This window comes from Photobacterium sp. HL06, from assembly GCF_059552575.1.
Map to the genome: position 1 here is coordinate 3,473,156 of NZ_CM183914.1, position 21,890 is coordinate 3,495,045.

Consider the following 21,890-nt stretch of genomic DNA (forward strand, 5'->3'; position numbering starts at 1 on the left):
AGGCGAGAAACGAGTAGCAAGAGGATCCAATTCGGCACTTGTTACGGGTACTATGGCTCTATAGGCTGATGTAAAAAGCGGAATACTCAAGTACTCCGCTCTTCCATAGGACCACAGGGCCGCTCTTCTCGCTTTTTCTAGGAACAAGGAACCAGGATCTCGTCCCTTATTTTAAGCTAATCCCAACATCCAATTCACCGTGGTGAAGTAAATCATCATCCCGGTAATATCGACTACCGATGCCAGCACCGGACTCACCAATACGGCCGGATCAAGCCGGCAGGCGCGGGCAATCATCGGTAACACACCGCCAACCGTCGTAGAGAGTACCACCTGCAAGGAAATTGCCATCCCGATCGCCAGGGCGATATCATGCAAGTTCATGCCAATTGGCAAGGCTGTGCTGTCACTAAACATCATCACCCTGCCGACAATCACCGCGGCCAATACCACTGCAATCACAATCGCCACCCGAAACTCTTTCCACAATACGGCAGCCCAGTCACGGCACCGTATCTCTTCCATGGCCAGTGCCCGCACCACCAGGGTGGCCGCCTGGGAACCGGTATTGCCCCCTGCCGCGGCAATAACTGGCATATAGATCGCCAGCAATACCAGCTGGCTCAGGGTGTCTTCATAATGGGAAATGATCAGTCCCGAGACAATGCCTAGCAGTGCTAATCCGACGATCCAGCCAATACGTTCGCGGACATGGCTAAATACACTGTTTTTCAGGTAGTGTCCGGCAGGCTCTGCCTCTGAGCAAATCAACCCAAGTCCATTGGCCAAGTGACGCATACGGACTTGTTCATCCATCTCATCCAACAGATCTAGCAAGGTCTGGACATGACGAAGCGGACATTCATGTAATACCGCAATGGCTTCAGAAATAGGCATTTTTGCCAGCAGTTTAGCCTGCTCGTCAATACCGTATTTTAGAAATGCATTGCGTACAGCCAGAACATCGTTCTGAGCCAGATTTTCTGTTGCAGTTACAGCCTGAGCTGCAAAGTTCATTACCGCCATGGCGAATCTCCCGATTGGCTATGCCCGTCCGCAGGGACGAAGCATGGGTAACGACCACCTGAATGGGGCTATACACCAGAGAGAACGTGCTAGAAACTACCGACGCATGACTACAAAATAGTACGTATATGCCGACAGCTAAAAGCCTGTCATTCACTGCTAAATTAGCGACATTCTATATTGAGAATTAGGCAAGAAAACCGGGGAATGGTTTGTCAAAAAAGAGGTATCAAAGAAGAGAAGATACAATAGACATACTATTCCGAACCCTGGGCGGGATCGGAACTACAGGAGACCGACACCGCTAGCGGGTTTGATTTTCCACCTTAATACTCGGGGGATGGTCGGTATCGTTCATTTAAGTCTCCAAAAAAATTTATCGCTTATGCGACGCAGCCAATTGTACGCAATTCAGTTTCCAGTTCAAGCGGTAAACGCAGCTAATTTAACACAAAGTATTACTGATGGATTTTTCTTGATAAAAACAAAACAGCCCGCACTAAGCGGGCTGTTTGATGCTATCGAATACCGACAATTAAGCGTTGTTTAAACGCGCATGTAGCTCTTGAACTGACGTCACCTTGTTACGGTCATCTGCTGTCCATGCCATGCACGTTGCAAAGGCCGCATTCAGTGTTGTGGTGTAATTCACTTTCTCAGCCAGAGCGCCGCGACGAAGCACCTTCGAGTCTTCAATTGCCTGACGGCCTTCGGCGGTATTTACGATATAGGAGTACTCATTGTTCTTGATACGGTCAAGAATATGAGGACGGCCTTCGTGTACCTTGTTCACCAAGCGAGGGTTGATGCCTGCTTCACCCAGCACAACCGCTGTACCGTGGGTAGCATCCAGCTCGTAGCCTTGTTTTACCAGCTTAGAAGCCAGATCAACCACACGCTGCTTGTCGTTTCCGCGAACTGACAGCAGTGCACGGCCTTTCGCCTGCTTCTCTTTACCGCAACCAAGCTCCGCTTTAGCAAATGCTTCTGCGAAAGTATCACCGACACCCATTACCTCACCGGTAGAGCGCATTTCAGGCCCCAATAATGGGTCAACACCCGGGAACTTGTTAAATGGCAGAACCACTTCTTTGACGGAGTAATAAGGTGGAATGATCTCTTTGGTAAAGCCCTGAGACTCTAGAGATTGCCCCGCCATGACTCGAGCAGCAATTTTCGCCAGTGGTGCACCCGTTGCTTTCGATACGAACGGAACTGTACGCGCGGCACGTGGGTTCACCTCAATCAGGTAAACTTCGTTATCCTTAACTGCGAACTGGGTATTCATCAAGCCGCGAACACCTAGCTCAAACGCTAGTTTCTCAACTTGTTGACGCATCACATCTTGGATTTCTTTACTTAGCGTATAAGCAGGCAGTGAACATGCTGAGTCACCAGAGTGAACACCCGCTTGCTCGATGTGCTCCATAATACCGCCGATTACCACACGCTCACCATCACAAATCGCATCGACGTCAACTTCAACCGCGTCGTCAAGGAAACGGTCAAGCAACACTGGTGATTCGTTAGACACACTTACCGCTTCGTTAAAGTAACGACGCAGATCGCTTTCATCGTATACGATTTCCATCGCACGGCCACCCAATACATAAGACGGACGAACAACCAGTGGGAAACCAATTTCTTTCGACTTCTCAACGGCCTGTTCCATCGTCGTCACGGTGGCATTTTCAGGTTGCAATAGGTCTAGACGCTCAACGGCGGCTTGGAATCGCTCACGGTCTTCTGCGCGGTCAATGGCATCAGGGCTAGTACCAATAATTGGCACACCTGCCGCTTCTAGGGCACGTGCGAGTTTCAGTGGCGTTTGACCACCGTACTGTACGATGACACCTTTCGGCTTCTCAACACGGGCAATCGCCAGTACATCTTCCAATGTCACAGGTTCGAAGTACAAACGGTCTGATGTGTCATAATCGGTAGAAACCGTCTCAGGGTTACAGTTAACCATGATGGTCTCGTACCCGTCTTCACGTAACGCTAGCGAGGCGTGAACACAGCAGTAATCGAATTCGATACCCTGGCCGATACGGTTTGGACCGCCGCCCAAGATCATGATCTTGTCTTTTTCGGTAGGGTTAGCCTCACACTCTTCATCATACGATGAGTACATGTAAGCCGTATCTGAAGAAAACTCCGCCGCACAAGTATCCACACGCTTATATACCGGATGAATATCATGCTGGTCACGTAGTTTGCGGATTTCGCTCTGTGCTACACCCAGCAGTTTCGCCAGACGCTCATCAGAGAAGCCTTTGCGCTTCAGTTGACGCAGCTCTGCTGCGTGAAGGCCAGCAAAACCATTGTCTTTAACTTGCTGCTCAGTCTTAACGATATCTTCAATCTGAACCAGGAACCAACGGTCAACATTGGTTAGGTTGAATACGCCATCGACAGACATACCGGCACGGAATGCATCGGCGATATACCAGATACGCTCTGCACCCGGCTCCTTCAGCTCATGGCGAATTTGCGTCAAGGCATCTGGCGCATCCAAATCAACCATTTCATCAAAACCTGTTGCGCCGACTTCTAGGCCACGTAGTGCTTTGTGTAATGATTCCTGCTGGTTACGACCAATCGCCATTACTTCACCCACAGACTTCATCTGGGTAGTTAGACGGTCGTTGGCACCGGCAAATTTTTCGAAGTTAAAGCGAGGGATCTTAGTCACAACGTAGTCGATGGTTGGCTCGAACGATGCGGGTGTTGCGCCACCCGTGATGTCATTCATCAGCTCATCGAGAGTGAAACCAATCGCTAGTTTTGCTGCAATTTTAGCAATCGGGAAACCCGTTGCTTTTGATGCGAGCGCAGAAGAGCGTGAGACACGCGGGTTCATCTCGATGATAACCATACGGCCATCTTTCGGGTTGATACCAAACTGAACGTTTGAGCCACCGGTTTCTACGCCAATTTCACGCAGTACCGCTAGCGATGCATTACGCATCAACTGGTATTCTTTGTCTGTCAGTGTTTGAGCTGGTGCAACCGTGATTGAGTCACCGGTATGGACACCCATGGCATCGAAGTTTTCAATCGCACACACGATAATACAGTTGTCGTTCTTGTCACGAACCACCTCCATCTCATACTCTTTCCAACCGATTAGCGACTCATCGATAAGCAGCTCATTGGTTGGCGACAGATCAAGGCCGCGAGAGCAGATTTCTTCAAATTCTTCTTTGTTATAGGCGATACCGCCACCAGTCCCCCCCATCGTGAAAGATGGGCGAATGATACAAGGGAAGCCAACCATATCGAGAACCTTATGAGCCTCTTCCATGGTTTTCGCGGTATCGGCACGCGGACATTCAAGACCGATAGATTTCATTGCTTTATCAAAGCGTGAACGGTCTTCCGCTTTATCAATCGCATCCGCCGTTGCACCAATCATTTCGACATTGAACTCTTTCAGCACGCCGTGCTTTTCAAGATCCAATGCACAGTTTAGTGCTGTCTGACCGCCCATCGTCGGCAATACTGCATCTGGACGTTCTTTTTCAATGATCTTACGTACAACTTCCCAGTGGATTGGCTCGATGTAAGTCGCATCCGCCATATCAGGGTCAGTCATGATTGTTGCCGGGTTAGAGTTGACTAGAATAACTCGGTAACCTTCTTCGCGCAGGGCTTTACAGGCTTGCGCACCCGAATAGTCAAACTCACACGCCTGACCGATAACAATCGGGCCAGCACCTAGAATCAGAACACTTTTAATGTCAGTACGTTTTGGCATTTCTTACTACTCCCGGCTTAGGCGCTGTGCTTCTTGATTAATTCGATAAAGTGATCAAATAGTGGTGCTGCATCATGTGGACCCGGGCTCGCTTCTGGGTGGCCCTGGAAACTGAATGCAGGCTTGTCGGTACGATGGATACCTTGAAGTGAGCCATCAAACAGGGATTTGTGCGTTGCACGTAGATTGTCAGGCAGTGTGGCTTCATCAGCGGCAAAACCGTGGTTCTGGCTGGTGATCATCACTACATCGCGGTCAATATCTTTAACCGGGTGGTTAGCGCCGTGGTGACCAAACTTCATTTTTACTGTTTGAGCGCCACTTGCTAGTGCAAGGATCTGGTGACCAAGGCAGATACCAAAGATTGGTAGGCCTTTGTCTAGGAATGCTTTTGTCGCTTCAATGGCGTAAGTACATGGTTCTGGGTCACCAGGGCCATTCGACAGGAAAACACCATCCGGGTTCAGCGCCAATACGTCTTCAGCCGACGTCTGGGCAGGAACAACCGTCAAGCGACAGCCACGGTCAACCAGCATACGCAGGATATTGCGTTTAGCACCGAAGTCATAAGCGACGACATGGTATGGCAGCTCGCTATCATCTTTCGCTTCAGGCAAACCATTTTCCAGTGTCCATGAACCTTGCTTCCACTGGTAGGTTTCTGCCGTTGTCACTTCTTTCGCCAGATCCATGCCTTTCAGGCCCGGGAATTCTTTGGCTTTTGCCAACGCCAATGCTTCATCCAGGTTGTCACCCGCCATGATGCAGCCATTCTGCGCCCCTTTTTCACGCAAAATACGCGTTAGCTTACGCGTATCAATGTCGGCGATACCGACAATGTTTTGTGATTTAAGGTAGTCAGAAAGGGAAAGTTCATTACGGAAGTTTGAAGCTAGCAGGGGAAGATCACGAATTACCAGGCCTTGCGCGTGGATTGAGGAGGATTCTTCGTCTTCGGAATTCGTTCCGGTGTTGCCAATATGGGGATAGGTAAGAGTCACAATCTGTTGTGAATAAGAGGGGTCAGTGAGAATTTCCTGATACCCCGTCATCGAGGTGTTAAAAACAACTTCACCAACGGCCGAACCATCTGCCCCAATGGACACGCCGCGGAACACTGTCCCATCTTCAAGGACTAACAGCGCAGATTTGCTCAAGACAACCTCCAAAAAAAATAATAATGCAATTAAAACAGATAAACTTGCAATTACCCATTCCATACAAAGTCAAAAAGCGAGTCAAGCTGAATTTTGACAAATTCCGCGCAGTCTAGAGATCACAGCGTATACTGTCAAGAAATCAGCAAAAATAAATTCGCCTTTTATCCATCTTACACCACAAACACAGCAAAAGCGCAAAAAGAACAAGCTTTCCCTACTTTTCATAAACTACAAATGACACCCGATCTCATTTTATCGTTTGCCTAATCACACCCCCAAGCGATAGCAACAAACTGAAACAAAAAAACGAAAAACACCAAACAAAAGGTGTAATTTTAAAGGTGACAGCACCACAAAAGGCTCAAGCACACAAAATCAACAGTAAAGACAGGTATCAGGAAAGAAAATGTAAGTAATGAAAAAACAGAGATAAAATCGAAAGTAGAAGTCACTGTTTATGCACTTATGAAAACAAAGTGCATATAAAGCCGCCTTCTCAGGAGCTAGCACATGCTAAATCTGAGAAGGCAGCCAAACGGGCAGGCCGCAAGACTGGCTGGCTAGTTATAATTCATCCAGCCCAAGTACATCATGCATGGTATAAAAACCTGGCGTCTTATCATTCAGCCAGGCTGCCGCACGTACCGCACCATTGGCAAAAGTCATCCGGTCAGTTGCTTTATGAGTGATTTCCACCCGCTCGCCAATATCAGCAAACATTGCGGTATGCTCACCGACAATGTCACCAGCGCGGATCGTTGCAAAACCGATTTCATCACGGCTGCGCTCCCCGGTGATCCCTTCCCGGGCATAAACGGCAACATCACTGAGTTTGTTACCCATTGCCCCCGCAATTGCTTCACCCATCCCAATCGCCGTTCCCGACGGGGCATCAACCTTATGACGGTGGTGCGCTTCAATCACCTCGATGTCGCAGTAATCACCCATCACCTTGGCCGCTTTCTCCAGCAGTTTAAATACCAGATTGACCCCTACACTGTAGTTTGGTGCCATAACAACCGGAATTTGCTCTGCTGCTTTGTCAATTAACACGCGCTCTTCATCACTAAAGCCCGTTGTCCCGATGACAATTTTCTTACCGTGCTGCTGGCAGAATGCAATGTTCGCCAGGGTGGCAACCGGCGCGGTAAAATCAATCAGTACATCAAAATCATCTTTCGCTGCCACTAAATCATCAACTATTGTGACAGACAGGACGCCCACGCCAGCCAACTCACCGGCATCGGCACCGACTAATGTCGAACCGCTTCGTTCTGTGGCAGCGCCAAGTGATGCCTGCTCTGAAAGGTGTGTCGCTTTAAGCAGCTGACGGCCCATACGTCCTGCTGCGCCAGCAATCGCAATTCTTACCATTGCGCTATTTCTCCCTGGTTCTGTATCTTGTTGGATTGGTATTGCTTCAATGTAGCCTTTTGGTGAATATAAAAAAAGCCCCAGCATTCGCTGAGGCTTCAATTTCGGTGCAATTAAACGTCAGCTACTTACACATTTTTCACTTGTAGTTCGCGAGGCACTTCGAAGAACATATTTTCTTCACGGCCTGTCAGCTCTTCAACCTCTGCGCCGCTCAGTTGCTGAATACGGGCAATGATCTGATTAACCAACTCTTCCGGAGCTGATGCCCCCGCAGTAACCCCTACGTTGTTTTTTCCTTCAAGCCAGACTGGCTGTACGTCTTCCGGGCAATCGGTCAAAAATCCTGGGGTACCCAGCTTTTCTGCCAGCTCACGCAAACGGTTTGAGTTCGAGGAGTTCTTCGAGCCCACCACAATCATCACGTCAACCGCCTGCGCCATTTCACGTACGGCATCTTGACGGTTCTGCGTCGCGTAGCAAATATCATCTTTGCGTGGCCCCTGAATATCCGGGAATACCTCACGCAATTTATCGATCACATCGGCTGTCTCATCAACCGACAAGGTAGTCTGGCTGACATAGTGCAGGTTTGTCGGGTCTTTGACCTCTAGCTTGTCGACATCTTCCGGCTTCTCAACCAGATACATGCCGCCCGCTTCGCTGGCATACTGCCCCATGGTTCCTTCCACTTCAGGGTGGCCAGCATGGCCGATCAACACCACTTCCATATTGCGGCGGCTTGCGCGAGCCACTTCCATATGCACCTTGGTAACCAATGGGCAGGTCGCATCAAATACCGTCAGCTGGCGGGCTTTCGCTTCATTGCGCACCGCCTGCGACACACCGTGAGCAGAGAAAATCACAATATTGTCATCAGGCACTTCGTGCAGCTCTTCGACAAAAATAGCACCACGCTGCTTGAGTCCCTCGACGACAAAGCGGTTATGAACCACTTCATGGCGGACATAAATGGGCGGTTGATACATCTCCAGTGCACGCTCAACAATACTGATGGCACGGTCAACGCCGGCACAAAAGCCGCGAGGATTGGCTAGTAAGATTTTCATTGCTAACAGCTCTTAGTTTTCTATGGTCACAACGTCGACATCAAAAGTGACGCGTTGTCCCGCTAGAGGGTGATTGAAGTCAACAGTCACCGAGTCACCGACAACTTCAGTAATAATTCCTGGGATATCATTTCCATCAGGGCCAGCAAAGGCAATGATGGTTCCCACTTCAGCTGGTGCATCTGCGCCAAACTTGGTCAAATCAACATGGTGAATGTTATCAGGGTTAGAGTTGCCAAAGGCATCTTCAGGCTCCAGTACAAAACTGCTCTGCTCGCCTGCCGCTAATCCCAATAGGCATTTTTCAAAGTTATCCGTCAGGCTACCGTCGCCCATCCGAAATTTTGCCGGCTTTCCCATTGCCTGGGTTGAATCTGCTACCGAGCCATCTTCCAGCTTAATGGCAAAGTGCATCAGAACTTCACTGTTTTCCGTAATTACCGACATGTAGGGTCCTTTTGAATGTTGTATTTATTGCACCCATTTAACAACAAAGCGCCGCCCGTATCAACGGACAGCGCTCAGGGTTATAACATGTCACCGCTTTTAGCGGTTAACTGGTTGTTTCTTCTTGTCGGTAATAAAACCTTCCAAAATAATCAATCCAGCACCGATACAAATAGCGGTATCTGCGATATTAAATGCCGGCCAATGATAAGTACCGACATAAAAATCGAGAAAATCGACCACGAAGCCATGAAACAGACGGTCAAATAAATTGCCGAGTGCACCACCAATGATCAAGGCATAGGCGCTATTGGCCAGCTTGTGTGATGCTGGCGCTCGACGCATCCAGTACACCAGCAGGCCACAGACACCCAACGCAATCGCCGTAAATAACCAGCGCTGCCAACCTCCTGCATCACTCAAAAAGCTGAATGCCGCACCGTAGTTATGGACATAAAGCAAATTAAAAAATGGCAGCAGTTCAATACGGTTAGGCCAACCGTATTCCATGGTGTTCATCACCAATAACTTACTACCAATATCAATGATGAACACCAGAGCCGCCAGCCATAGCCAGCGTACTCCCGATTGTTTCAGCGATAGCCCTTGTTTAGGCGATAACTTGGTCATTAGGCAAACTTACGCTCTTCGCCTTCGCCGTCGATGTTGCTAACACAACGGCCACAGACTTCTTCATGGCCTTCGATTGTGCCGACATCAGCAACATGGTGCCAACAACGGTCACACTTCGCGGCTTCAGACGCATTAACGGTAACAAACAGGCCTTCAACATCAGTGTCCTGAGCGCCTTCCGGCTTGCTGTCGGCAACCACAACTTCTGCTTTAGAGGTTAACAGAACAAAACGCAGTTCGTCTTCCAGCTTGTTCAGCTTCGCAGCCAGTGCTTCATTGGCATGCAGAGTGATTTCAGCCTGCAGCGCACCGCCGATCACTTTATCTTTACGTGCACCTTCAAGCAATTTGTTCACGGCACCACGTACTTGCTGGATTTCAGCCCAGAACTCGTTGCTTAGCTCTTCACCTTCAGCAAGGCCAAACAGGCCATCGAACCAGTCGCCAGTGAATACAAACTTATCACGCTGGCCTGGCATTTCATTCCAGATTTCATCCGCAGTGAACGACATAATCGGAGCCATCCAGCGAACCAGTGCTTCAACGATGTAGTACAGCGCCGTCTGACAGCTACGCTGTGCATGGCCACCACTCTTCGCGGTGTACTGACGGTCTTTGATCACATCAAGATAGAATGAACCCATCTCAATAGAACAGAATTGCATCAGGCGCTGAGTAACAGTATGCAGGTTGTACTCGTCATACGCCTTGATGATTTCTTCCTGTGCCGCCATTGCACGACCCACTGCCCAGCGGTCAAGTGCAACCATCTCTTCCGGTGCAACAAGATCTGTTTCCGGGTTGAAGCCACTTAGGTTAGCCAAGAAGAAACGAGCTGTATTACGGATACGACGGTAAGCATCGGCAGAACGCTTCAGGATTTCATCAGAAACCGCAACTTCACCGGTGTAGTCCGTTGAGGCAACCCACAAACGCAGGATATCAGCACCCAGTTTATTGGTGACATCTTTCGGCGCAACAACGTTACCGACCGATTTAGACATCTTACGGCCCTGGCCATCAACCACGAAGCCGTGGGTCAGTACTTGGTTGTAAGGCGCTTTGCCTTTCATCGCTACCGATGAGATCAGTGAAGACTGGAACCAACCACGGTGCTGATCCGAACCTTCTAGGTAAAGATCAGCTGCATTACCGTTATATTCTTCGCGGCTGTCTACGACAGAGAAGTGAGTCACACCGGAGTCGAACCATACGTCCAGGGTATCGAGTACCTTCTCGTAGTTTGCCGCATCTTCTTCACCCATCAGTTCAGCAGGATCCAGATCCCACCAAGCCTGAATACCTTTTTCTTCAACCAGTTTCGCGACTTGTTCAATCAGCGCTGGTGAGTTCGGGTGAAGATCTTGAGTTTCTTTATGAACGAACAGTGCAATTGGCACACCCCAGGTACGCTGGCGCGAAATACACCACTCAGGGCGACCTTCAACCATACCTTCGATACGGCTCTGCCCCCACTCCGGCATCCACTGTACTTTTTTAATTTCTTCTAGTGCTTTTGCACGTAGCCCCGCCTGATCCATCGATACGAACCACTGCGGTGTCGCACGGAAGATGATCGGCGTTTTGTGACGCCAGCAATGCGGGTAGCTGTGCTCATAAGCATGGTGATGCAGAAGTGCACCGTGCTCTTTCAGCGTTTCAACTACAGCATCATTGGCTTTAAATACGTGCTGGCCTGCAAACAGCTCTGTATCCGGCAGGTAAACACCATTACTGCCGACAGGGTTAGCCACTTCAAGGCCGTACTTTTGACCAACAACGAAGTCTTCCTGACCATGGCCCGGTGCTGTGTGAACACAGCCAGTACCTGATTCAGTGGTTACGTGATCGCCCAGAATTGCGGGTACATCAAAGCTATAGAACGGGTGGTTAAAGCGCATCAGCTCCAACTCGGCACCTTTACAGAAACCAAGGTTGTGGAAATGCTCGATACCCGCACGATCCATCACCTCTTTGGCTAGCTCGGCAGCCACAATCAGGCGCTGAGGAGGCAGTTCGCTTTCAGAGCCGCCTTCAGTTTGGATCAGGACATATTCCAGATCGTCACGGATAGCTACTGCGCGGTTTGCTGGCAGTGTCCAAGGTGTTGTGGTCCAGATAACAATCGAAACATCACCCTGGCCTTCATGGCCTTCTGCACAACCAAACTTAGCAATCACAGCCGCTTCGTCGATGGCTTTGAATTTCACATCGATAGATGGCGATACTTTATCTTTGTATTCAACTTCTGCTTCTGCCAGTGCCGATCCACAGTCAGTACACCAGTGAACAGGCTTGAAACCTTTCAGTAGGTGGCCTTGATCCGCAATTTTACCCAGAGAGCGAATGATGTTCGCTTCTGTTGCAAAATCCATTGTGCGGTACGGCTTATCCCACTCACCTAGTACACCCAGGCGGATGAAGCTTTCTTTCTGACCTTCTACCTGGCCAGCCGCATAGGTGCGGCACTTCTCACGAAATTCAGCCGCCGTCACTTTGTGACCCGGTTTGCCGACTTTCTTCTCTACCATCAGTTCGATTGGCAGGCCGTGGCAGTCCCAGCCAGGAATATAAGGTGCATCAAAGCCAGAAAGAGTCTTTGACTTAATAATAATGTCTTTAAGAATCTTGTTTAGTGCGTGACCAATGTGAATATCACCGTTGGCATAGGGAGGGCCATCGTGTAATACAAAGGATTTTTTACCCTTCTTGGCTTTACGGATCTCACCGTAAAGATCTTCATCATACCAACGCTTAAGCATTGCAGGCTCACGGTTAGCTAGATTGCCTCGCATCGGAAACCCTGTTTCAGGCAGGTTCAGGGTATCTTTATAGTCGCTCATTGATTCTCGATTCCGTTACTTGGGCGAAGTGGGACATTATTACGCTCAGACAGCCACACCCGTGCTGTTTGAGCATCACGCTCTATTTGCGCTTTGAGCGCATCAAATGATTCAAATTTAATTTCGTCACGCAGCTTATGGTGCAGCACAACTTCAATCTGACGTCCGTAGAGATCAGACTTAAAATCAAACAGGTGTACTTCAAGTTGTTGCCGTACACCATTTACCGTTGGCCGATGACCAACATTGGCAACTCCCGGTATAGGAGTACCATCGACACCGAATACCTCTACCGCATAGACACCGGACACCGGTGATACACGGCGCTTCAGAGGTACATTCGCGGTCGGAAAACCGATTGTGCGGCCGAGTTTACGACCATGGGATACCCGCCCGCTAATACTATACGGGCGACCGAGCATGGACTCAGCCTGCTGCAAGTCATCGCTTGCCAAGGCCTGACGAATTGCCGTACTGCTGACTCGCTGCTCTAACACACAAAAGCTCTGAGTACTGACAACCGTAAAACCAAACTCTTTTCCGGCTGCTACCAGCATAGCAAAATCCCCGCTACGGCCTTTGCCGAAGCGAAAATCATCACCGACAACCAGAAACTTAACACCCAATTGCTCTACCAACAAGCGGCGAACAAAGTCTTGCGCCGACATATGGGCAAAATGGGTATTAAAATTGACACAAAGCAAACGTTCAACGCCTACTTGCTTCAGCTGCAAGTACTTATCGCGAAAGCGAGTCAGCCTTGCTGGCGCCTTGTCACCCGCGAATAATTCCATAGGCTGTGGCTCAAAGCTCATCACCGTTGCCGGCCACCCGAGTGCCCGCGCTTTCGCCAGCACCTGACGCAACACCGCCTGATGACCTAAGTGAACACCATCAAAATTACCAATCGTCAACACGCTACCGTGATGCTCTGGCTTGATATTATGTATACCCCGGATTAATTCCATGCGCCGCTTTAATTTTCGCAGAGTGAAAAACTGACGGATTATATACTACTCTGAGCCCATCATACCAATCTGAATCTGATTCTGACTATGCAATCTCATTTATCAGGACCCAGAACAACTTAACCCTCGACTTTAAGATGGTGCAGGCGAATACCCAGCACCAGCACAGTCATCAGATAAGCCACCGCCCCGACAGCAATCAACCCAGCCAGCCACAGTATCCGGTAGCTCAGTGACCAGGCCAGCCACTGACCCATGGCCGGGAGCAGCCATAGTAAGGCCGCAACCATCACCGCTCCAGCCAACGCCAGGCGCAGCACAAACAGCAGGGTTGTCTTTGATACCTTGTAAACCTCTGCGCGGTGCAGGCCACGGTAGAGCAAGGCGGCATTGACCAACGCAGACAGTGCTGTAGCCATTGCCAGGCCGATATAGCCATATAAGTAAGCAAATATGGCGTTAAACACCATATTGGTCAGCATAGCGATAATGCCATAACGCACTGGGGTTTTGGTATCCTGACGGGCGTAATAACCCGGTGCCAGTACCTTGATTAGCATAAAGTTAAGTAAGCCGGATGCATAGGCCAGCAATGACAGCGAAGCTTGCTCGACATCCGCTGGCGAGAATTCACCACGCATAAACAGTACCATTAGCATCGGCTTGGCCAGTACCATTAGCCCCAACATGGCCGGAATACCCAGCAGCAGCACCATCCGTACCCCCCAGTCCATGGTGTGGGCAAAATGCTCATTGCTTTGCTCAACATGCTTGCGCGACAAGGCCGGCAAAATGACCGTCGCAATCGCAATACCGAACAGGCCAAGCGGAAACTCCAGCAAGCGGTCCGAGTAGTACAGCCAGCTGATCGAGCCGGTCATCAAAAAGCTCGCGATAAAGGTATCAAACAACAAGTTGATCTGGCTGACTGACACCCCAAACAATGCAGGGATCATCAAGGTGCGGATTTTTGTCACTCCAGGATCGTTCCAACCCCATTGCGGTTTTACCAACATTCCCTCTTTATATAGGAACGGTATCTGGAACAAAAACTGGATCAAGCCGCCGATAAAGACCCCGATAGCCAGGCCGATTTCCGGTTGCTCTAAGTGTGGAGCGACAAACCAGGCACAGCCAATAATCGCCACATTGAGAAACACCGGGGTAAACGAAGACACCGCAAATTTACCCAGCGTATTGAGGATCGCCCCCGACAGCGCAACAAACGTGATGAACCATAAATAAGGAAAGGTAATTTTCAGCAGCAGGCTAGCCAGTTCAAATTTCGGAGCCGACGGCCCATCATTTAACCAGTCGATAAACCAGCCCGCACCGAACAGCGCGGTCACCACCCCGGAACCGAGTACACCAAACAGGGTGACAATAGACACGAGAACCCCCAGCGTACCGGACGCCCGTGCAATCAGCTGACGGGTCTTATCTATATCTTCTGAGGCATGGCATTCGGTCAGCACCGGTACAAACGCCTGGGAGAAAGCTCCCTCGGCAAAAAGCCGGCGTAAAAAATTAGGAATTTTGTTGGCAAAGAAGAAAACATCGGCCGCTGCCCCCGCTCCCATTAGGTTAGCCACCACCACATCTCGCACCAAACCCAGCACCCGAGAGACCAAAGTCATAGTGCTGACTATCAGTCCAGAGCGCAAAAGACGCTTACTCACAAAAAAAACCTCATAAAGATAGCCCAGAAAGGTGACTTACAGGGCGAAAAGCTGGTAAAATCTGCCGCCATATTAACCGTGTTAATCCGCAAGTGCCAACTCTGTTGGTTAGGCGGTTATTTGCACAAATCATTTGACAATCTTTGGTTTTGCAGGCATAGTCCTCGGCCTTAAATTGTCACCGTACCAAGAATTTGGGAGTTACACCCTTGGCAAATATCAAATCTGCTAAGAAACGTGCTATCACTTCTGAGAAACGTCGCCAGCACAATGCTAGCCGTCGTTCAATGATGCGCACTTTCTTCAAAAAAGTTATTACTGCTATCGAAGCTGGCAATAAAGAAGCTGCTTCTCAGGCGTTCGCTGAAATGCAACCTGTTATGGATCGTATGGCTACTAAAGGCCTGATCCACAAAAACAAGGCTGCACGTCATAAAGCACGTCTAGCTGCGAAAATCAAAGCTCTTTAATTGAGAGTTGCGATTTAGCATTAAAAAAACCGGCTTTCGCCGGTTTTTTTATGCCTGAAAAATGAAGGTTATGCTTCCTCTGCCCCACAGTACATTTTATGAAGCAGCTGAATCATGGCCCGGACTTCTTCGCTCTTTAAACGGTAGTAAACCGTTTGAGCGACTTTTCTGGTATCTACCAGCCCGTCACGCCTTAGCCATGCCAAATGCTGAGATAATGCAGACTGACTCAAACCCAGCTTTTCGCTCATCATCCCAACCGACATTTCCCCTTCGAGCAAATAGCACAGAATAAATAAACGTCGTTCATTCGCCATGGCTTTCAGTAATGCTACGGCCTTGGGGGCATTTTGCTCCATTTGCTGCAGTTCCATACTTCCACCATTTATAAATTTAAGTTAATGCTAATGTACTTAATTTAATCAGGGTTTTCTAGCCATCCGTGTTGAATTTTCGTGTTGAAAGCCAAAAAAGCGCAACACTATTTAAACAACTTCCCAAAATCCGCCTCGCAGATCTTCTTTACCGCCGGGTGCATAATCATCCGCTCGGCAAAAATCACGTAATACTCTTCCTTAATTTCCTTCACCCGCTTCACTTCACGGATCGTATTGGACTCTTCGATTTCAACTGCATAGATAGAAGGCGCAACAAACATTGACTCATGATAAGAACCAAACGCTTTCATCAAGGCCGCATCGTCAAACTCGCCAAGAATGTTCGGGGTGATCCCCTGCTGATCAAACCAATGGTGCAACTTGCGCCCCATTGCCGTACGACGGCCCGGTACCAGCAATTTGTAATCTTCAATACAAGCGGGGAAATTCACTACTTTGTCCGAGGCAGAACAAAAGAAGCTCATGGTCGATTCGCCTAGCTTTTTACTATACAGCCCCGGGCTTTGTGTTGAGTCAACCGGGCAGTCGGAGAGGATCATATCCAGTTTGTGCTGAGACAGCTGCTCGAGCAACATCTCATGGGTAGACTCATAGCAGCGCAAGTGGATCCGCTCATCTTCTGGTACCCCCTCCAGCAGCACCTTGCTGACCAGCCGCTTCGATAGCGCATCCGCAACCCCGACCTCAAGCAGCTGATTTTCCCGTTGGGTATAGTTAATGATATCTAGCATCTCATAACTCAGGTCAAACATCTTGTCAGCATATTTAAATACCAATTGCCCCAACTCGGTTGGCTCAATATTGCGCCCGACCCGTTTGGTCAACTTGCCTTTCAGCCGCTCTTCCAATGCCCGGATCTGGCCCGTTACCGTTTGGGGAGCAAGAAACAACGCATCTGCCGCTTTGGTAACAGAGCCTTGTTTGCAAACCATCCAGAAATAATAGAGGTGGTTGTAATTTAGATGAGACATCCTGTTTTGCTAACTTCCCAGATATAAAAAACCCCAGACGCGCAGCTTACGCTGTGCCTCCGGGGTCTTCAATAGTTATCATTAAGGGAATGATCTGTCAGAGAAGCATCTTTGTCAGTTTGTTGACTGAGTCGACTTTTTCTCTAGCTGAACCGTTTTACGGTAACGCTCTCCTACACGCTGCTCCAGGGCGCGGGAGCGGAAATCATCTTTCTGCTCGAGCATTGCCGTAGTATCAACGCTAGCCTTACCGTGGCTAAGGCCGGCCAGGTAGGCCTGACAAACTTCCGTATTCATATTATTGATGCAGCTGTCATACTCAGAATATTCAGACGCCGTGATGGCGGCTGAAGATACCAGTAATGCAACGCTTAGAAGATAACGCTTCATATTAAGCCTCCATTTTGGGCAGGGCACGGCTCAGTAAGAAATAACCCAACACCGCAGATACCGTTGACCCCAACAAAATCCCCAGACGCGAGTAAGTGCTGAAGTCTTCTGGTGCGCCGACAAAAGCCAGCGACGAAATAAAGATAGACATCGTAAAGCCAATACCACACAACACAGATACGGCAAAGATGTGCGTAAAACCAATACCATCCGGTAACTTCGCCATACCACTTCTCACTGCTAGGTAACTGGCCGTAAAGATCCCCAGCGGTTTACCGATAAGCAAGCCAAGAGCGATACCCAGTGGCAGCATGGATGTCAGGCTAGATACCGATACACCTTCCAGTGAGATACCGGCATTGGCAAAGGCAAACAACGGCAGAATCAAGAACGCGACATAGGGATGCAGAGCATGCTCGAGGTGCTTGAGTGGTGAGTGTTTTTCAGAGCAGCCATTTTCACCCGAGAGCGGTATAGCAAAGCCAAGTACAACCCCGGCTAGCGTGGCATGCACCCCAGACTTCAGCACGCTAAACCATAAGATAAGGCCAACGACTAAATACCAGGACAGCTTAGTCACATTTCTGGCATTCATTACAAACAGTGCCGTCGTTGCTGCAAATGCCACTGCCAATGCCAGCGTTGATAAGTCACTACTGTAAAACAGAGCAATGATCACAATAACGCCAAGGTCATCAATGATAGCCAAAGCAAGCAAAAAAGCTTTCAAGGCAACCGGAACACGGCTACCCAATAGCGCCATAACACCTAGCGCAAATGCAATATCTGTCGCGGCAGGGATCGCCCAGCCTTTAACCGCCATCGGATCGGCAAAGTTAAAAGCCACATACACCAATGCCGGTGCAAGCATGCCACCTACCGCGGCAATTGCCGGGAAGATAGCTTTCTCTTTGGTATTGAGCGCACCCTCAATCAGCTCTCGCTTCACTTCCAGGCCGATCAACAAAAAGAAGACCGCCATCAGGCCGTCGTTGATCCAGTGTGAAACTGACAGGCCGGCAACATAAGAATGCAGCGTACCGTTATAGAGCGGCTCCAATGGCGAGTTCGCGGTCATCATTGCGATCGCGGCTGCGATAATCAAAACAATACCGCCAGAGGACTCTAATTTGAGAAAATTACGAATTGCATCGGTCATCGACCGTAACTCCTTTGCATGAAACAAATATCACAACGAATGTGTAAATTTAGTTTAGTCGTCACACTCCTAATGTGAGAAATCGTTTGTTTAGAGATAAAACATCGGAAAAACCGAGCAATTTGACTGGTTACTGAGTAATATCCGCACAATAAATATTGGACAGTCATAAAGCGTCATATTAAGTACTGCCTAATCACTCAATAACTGGAAAAATCCGCTCTTTTTAGCCAATAAAATAGTAAAAGATCCCGACTCAAACCATCTTTGCAATCAATGCAAATACCCCACTAAAAACAACATCTTAAATATGATGGTAAAGTAATAATTACACTTTAAATTGGCCTAGCTGCTCGCAAATTGAGCACAAATTTACTTTATGACAGCCAGTGTCATATTTCTGAAATATTCGATCTCTACCATCGCCACCAGATTTCAAAAATATGAAACCCAAACGACATATTCCTGTCATGGAGAAATGATTATGACTACCCAAGCCACTACTGCTGAGCCAATGAACAGCTCTATGCGCTGGGTCCGCTGGGCAAACCTGGCGTTCATGCTTTACGTTCTACTTGTTGCTGTCTCTATGGTCAGCAGCGGCTTTAAATGGTCGGTAGGTGAACAAGCTAAAACGCTGTTTGAATTTGCTTCCCACCCGGTTGCCGGTCTGATGATTGGTCTGGTGGCGACATCGCTGATTCAATCGTCCAGTACGGTTACTTCCATTATTGTTGGCCTTGTGGCTGGTGGTCTGCCTGTTGAGACGGCGATCCCAATGGTTATGGGTGCTAACATCGGTACGACGGTAACCAACACCCTAGTAAGCCTGGGTCACGCTCGCTGCAAAGAAGAATTCCGCCGCGCATTTGCAAGTGCAACTGTCCACGACTTCTTCAACCTGCTGGCTGTTACTATCTTCCTTCCGCTGGAAATGATGTTTGGCCTGCTAGCAAAAGTGTCTTCATGGTTGGTTTCTCCTATGATGGGTGCTGGCGATATGAGCATGAAGGGACTGAACTTCATGAAGCCACTAACTAAGCCTGCTGTCGAAGTGGTTAAAGGCCCGCTGGAAGCAATGGGCAATATGGGCGGTGTGGTTCTAATCTTTATCGGTATTGCTCTTATCTTCGTTGCCATTACGGCAATGGGTAAGCTGATGCGTAGCCTAATGGTTGGCCGTGCCCGCGAAATCCTGAAAAGTGCCATTGGCCGCGGTCCGCTCCACGGCATTGCATCAGGTACAGTTGTTACGGTTCTGGTTCAGTCTTCTTCAACGACAACTAGCCTGATGGTTCCGCTAGTAGGTACTGGTGTTCTGAAAGTACGTGATGTCTACCCATTTACCCTGGGCGCAAACATCGGCACCTGTATCACAGCACTGCTGGCAGCAACGGCAATCTCTGGCGACAACGCTGTATTTGCTCTGCAAATTGCACTGGTACACCTAACGTTCAACGTAATGGCGACACTGTTTATCTTCGGTATCCCTTTCCTACGTGAACTACCTCTGAAGGCTGCATTCGCCCTGAGCGAGCTTGCAACCAAGAACAAAGCGGCAGTTGCTGGTTACCTGGGCCTTGTATTTATCGCTATCCCTGGCTCAATCCTGGCGTTTACAGCGTGATACAGCCAACTACCTAAAATGAAAAAGCCCCGCAGTGCGGGGCTTTTTTTCGTTCTGAGTAAGGGGTTGCGACAACAAATATTTCAGAGCTGGAATATTTCGTTACTCAGAGCAACAGTTTTATACAGAAAAAGGGTACTTGATCGGTTCGTGGTGCTGGTAACCCACCACGTCAAAATCATCCATTGTCACCCAGGTTTCCAAATCTTCCAGGCTCTTGATTGCCGGGTTAATAATCAACTGTGGTGAGTCAAACGGCTCGCGTTTAAGCTGAACATCACGCATCAGCGCCAGTTGATCTTCATAGATATGGGCATTGATAATTTTATGGTAAGCCTGGCCCGGTTTCTTACCTGTGATCTGCGCCATCAGTGCAAGCAGGGTATAAACCTGGATCTGGTTAAAGTTAAGGCCTAGCGGTACATCACAAGAGCGCTGGTAACTGGTGAGATATAAGGTATCTCCCAGTAACGAAAACGTATGGGTATGCATGCAAGGACGCAAACACCCCATATCAAACTCGCCCGGGTTATAAAACGTCAGAATTTCACCGCGATCATCAATTCCCCGGGTTAAATCATCAACAATTTTGCGCAGCTGATCGATGGTCGAACCATCCGGCTTCTGCCAGCTTCGCCCCTGCACGCCGTACACTCGGCCCATGTCATCATGGCCTTTACGGTGCGGATTATTAAGCCAGGCTTCATTATCATTGGCATTCATATCCCAGGTTTTGGTACCTAGGGTGCGAAAATCTGCAGCGTTGTCGTAGCCTCGAATATAGCCCAGCAATTCTGCAATCGCCGCTTTCCAGAAGCTCTTACGCGTCGTGATCAGTGGGAATTGGTTATTTGCCACATCATAAGTCAGATCAGCATTAACAACGGTAAGGCACCGCTTGCCGGTTCGCTCATTTTCAATCCAAACACCGTCATCAACAATCCGCTGACAGAGCTCCAAATATTGTTTCATCATCCCACCCGTTTATATCTGAGCTGTACCAGTAAGGTACACATTGCGCCTGATTTTATCAGAATACAAAAAAGGCAGCACCTTGAAGGTGCTGCCTTGATAATTCAACGCCTCTAGGGCTAGGCCGTCTTATTGCTTGGCTGAGTTTTATACGCCCAGAGCATCAGCAGCAGGCCACCGATAACCATCGGCAACGACAAGATCTGCCCCATACTGATCCAGCCACCAAACAGCCCCAAATGCGCGTCCGGTTCGCGGAAGTACTCGATGATAAAGCGGAAGCTGCCGTAGCCAAGCAGGAACAGACCCGATGCAGCACCCGCAGGACGCGGCTTGCGAATAAAGATATTGAGAATAATTAGCAAGACCAAGCCTTCGAGGAAAAACTCGTAGAGCTGCGACGGGTGCCGTGGTAGCGGCCCGCCGGTCGGGAAGACCATCGCCCACGGCACATCTGTGGTACGTCCCCACAGTTCGCCATTAATAAAGTTACCCAGACGTCCTACACCCAACCCAAACGGTACCAACGGGGCCACAAAATCAGCCACGTTGAAAAAAGTCCGCCCCTGTTTATGTGCGTACCAGAACATCGCGGTGATCACCCCCAGCAAACCGCCGTGGAACGACATGCCGCCAGTCCAGACTTTGAACAAATAGAGCGGATTGGCCAAAAACAAGTCGAAGTTATAAAAGAGCACATAACCAATACGCCCACCCAGAACAACCCCGAGGAAACCGGCAAACAGCAAGTCACTGACCTGCTCACGAGTCCAACCGCTGCCCGGCTTGTCTGCCCGGCGGTTTGCCAGCCACATGGCAAAAACAAAACCCATTAGGTACATCAGCCCATACCAGCGAATTGCCAGCGGACCAATCTCAATCAAAATTGGATCTATGTTTGGAAACGTCAAATAACCTTGGCTCATTCAATCAATCTCAGAAA

At 49.1% G+C, this 21,890-nt stretch carries 18 protein-coding genes; 2 read left to right on the top strand and 16 right to left on the bottom strand.

What is annotated here, in order from left to right:
• Positions 1-171: 171 nt before the first annotated feature.
• The 10 genes from AC51G0_RS15730 to murJ all read right to left on the bottom strand — a co-directional run bounded on the left by AC51G0_RS15730 (position 172) and on the right by murJ (position 14,960).
• Positions 172-1,026 carry a magnesium transporter gene (locus tag AC51G0_RS15730; RefSeq protein ID WP_496299654.1) on the bottom strand — a complete coding sequence of 285 codons (855 nt, stop codon included), beginning with the start codon at positions 1,024-1,026 and terminating at the stop codon, positions 172-174.
• A gap of 535 nt (positions 1,027-1,561) precedes the next feature.
• Positions 1,562-4,786 (bottom strand): carbamoyl-phosphate synthase large subunit, encoded by a 3,225-nt coding sequence (carB, locus tag AC51G0_RS15735; RefSeq protein ID WP_496299655.1) that lies wholly within the window; start codon positions 4,784-4,786, stop codon positions 1,562-1,564.
• A gap of 17 nt (positions 4,787-4,803) precedes the next feature.
• Positions 4,804-5,943: a glutamine-hydrolyzing carbamoyl-phosphate synthase small subunit gene (carA, locus tag AC51G0_RS15740; protein WP_496299656.1), complete on the bottom strand. Its 1,140-nt coding sequence runs from the start codon at positions 5,941-5,943 to the stop codon at positions 4,804-4,806.
• 567 nt (positions 5,944-6,510) lie between these two features.
• Positions 6,511-7,320 (bottom strand): 4-hydroxy-tetrahydrodipicolinate reductase, encoded by an 810-nt coding sequence (gene dapB / locus AC51G0_RS15745; protein ID WP_496299657.1) that lies wholly within the window; start codon positions 7,318-7,320, stop codon positions 6,511-6,513.
• A gap of 128 nt (positions 7,321-7,448) precedes the next feature.
• Positions 7,449-8,390 (bottom strand): 4-hydroxy-3-methylbut-2-enyl diphosphate reductase, encoded by a 942-nt coding sequence (gene ispH / locus AC51G0_RS15750; RefSeq protein WP_496299658.1) that lies wholly within the window; start codon positions 8,388-8,390, stop codon positions 7,449-7,451.
• A 12-nt stretch (positions 8,391-8,402) separates the two neighbouring features.
• Positions 8,403-8,837 carry an FKBP-type peptidyl-prolyl cis-trans isomerase gene (gene fkpB, locus AC51G0_RS15755; protein ID WP_496299660.1) on the bottom strand — a complete coding sequence of 145 codons (435 nt, stop codon included), beginning with the start codon at positions 8,835-8,837 and terminating at the stop codon, positions 8,403-8,405.
• A gap of 99 nt (positions 8,838-8,936) precedes the next feature.
• A complete protein-coding gene (lspA, locus tag AC51G0_RS15760; RefSeq protein ID WP_496299661.1) occupies positions 8,937-9,467 on the bottom strand; it encodes a signal peptidase II in 531 nt (176 codons plus the stop codon).
• Positions 9,467-12,313 carry an isoleucine--tRNA ligase gene (gene ileS / locus AC51G0_RS15765; RefSeq protein WP_496299662.1) on the bottom strand — a complete coding sequence of 949 codons (2,847 nt, stop codon included), beginning with the start codon at positions 12,311-12,313 and terminating at the stop codon, positions 9,467-9,469. Before ileS ends, lspA begins: the two co-directional genes overlap by 1 nt.
• Positions 12,310-13,281, bottom strand: a complete 972-nt coding sequence (gene ribF / locus AC51G0_RS15770) for a bifunctional riboflavin kinase/FAD synthetase (RefSeq protein ID WP_496299663.1) — start codon at positions 13,279-13,281, stop codon at positions 12,310-12,312. The genes ileS and ribF overlap by 4 nt, the downstream gene beginning before the upstream one ends.
• A 119-nt stretch (positions 13,282-13,400) precedes the next feature.
• Complete coding sequence (murJ, locus tag AC51G0_RS15775) at positions 13,401-14,960, bottom strand: murein biosynthesis integral membrane protein MurJ (RefSeq protein ID WP_496299664.1); 1,560 nt, start codon at positions 14,958-14,960, stop codon at positions 13,401-13,403.
• A gap of 209 nt (positions 14,961-15,169) precedes the next feature.
• Here murJ and rpsT point away from each other — a divergent pair, with 209 nt between their 5' ends.
• The gene (rpsT, locus tag AC51G0_RS15780) at positions 15,170-15,430 is read left to right on the top strand and encodes a 30S ribosomal protein S20 (RefSeq protein WP_128785288.1); all 261 of its coding nucleotides are present in this window, start codon (positions 15,170-15,172) and stop codon (positions 15,428-15,430) included.
• A gap of 68 nt (positions 15,431-15,498) precedes the next feature.
• Here the strand turns inward: rpsT and AC51G0_RS15785 are convergent, their stop codons facing one another.
• From AC51G0_RS15785 to nhaA, 4 genes are all read right to left on the bottom strand, one after another.
• On the bottom strand, positions 15,499-15,804 hold the full coding sequence (locus tag AC51G0_RS15785) for an ArsR/SmtB family transcription factor (RefSeq protein ID WP_496299667.1): 306 nt from the start codon (positions 15,802-15,804) through the stop codon (positions 15,499-15,501).
• A 107-nt stretch (positions 15,805-15,911) separates the two neighbouring features.
• Positions 15,912-16,799, bottom strand: a complete 888-nt coding sequence (nhaR, locus tag AC51G0_RS15790; RefSeq protein WP_496299668.1) for a transcriptional activator NhaR — start codon at positions 16,797-16,799, stop codon at positions 15,912-15,914.
• Positions 16,800-16,913: 114 nt separating this feature from the next.
• Positions 16,914-17,189, bottom strand: a complete 276-nt coding sequence (locus tag AC51G0_RS15795) for a hypothetical protein (protein ID WP_496299669.1) — start codon at positions 17,187-17,189, stop codon at positions 16,914-16,916.
• Position 17,190: 1 nt separating this feature from the next.
• Positions 17,191-18,348, bottom strand: coding sequence for a Na+/H+ antiporter NhaA (gene nhaA, locus AC51G0_RS15800; protein WP_496299670.1), 1,158 nt, complete (start codon positions 18,346-18,348; stop codon positions 17,191-17,193).
• 484 nt (positions 18,349-18,832) lie between these two features.
• Between nhaA and AC51G0_RS15805 the strand changes: the two genes are divergently transcribed.
• Positions 18,833-19,975 carry a Na/Pi symporter gene (locus AC51G0_RS15805; protein ID WP_496299671.1) on the top strand — a complete coding sequence of 381 codons (1,143 nt, stop codon included), beginning with the start codon at positions 18,833-18,835 and terminating at the stop codon, positions 19,973-19,975.
• Between the two features lie 120 nt (positions 19,976-20,095).
• Here AC51G0_RS15805 and AC51G0_RS15810 read toward each other — a convergent pair whose 3' ends face one another.
• Together AC51G0_RS15810 and lgt are read right to left on the bottom strand one after the other, a co-directional pair.
• Positions 20,096-20,947 (bottom strand): thymidylate synthase, encoded by an 852-nt coding sequence (locus AC51G0_RS15810; RefSeq protein ID WP_496301976.1) that lies wholly within the window; start codon positions 20,945-20,947, stop codon positions 20,096-20,098.
• 119 nt (positions 20,948-21,066) lie between these two features.
• On the bottom strand, positions 21,067-21,873 hold the full coding sequence (gene lgt / locus AC51G0_RS15815) for a prolipoprotein diacylglyceryl transferase (protein ID WP_496299673.1): 807 nt from the start codon (positions 21,871-21,873) through the stop codon (positions 21,067-21,069).
• Between the last annotated feature and the right edge of the window lie 17 nt (positions 21,874-21,890).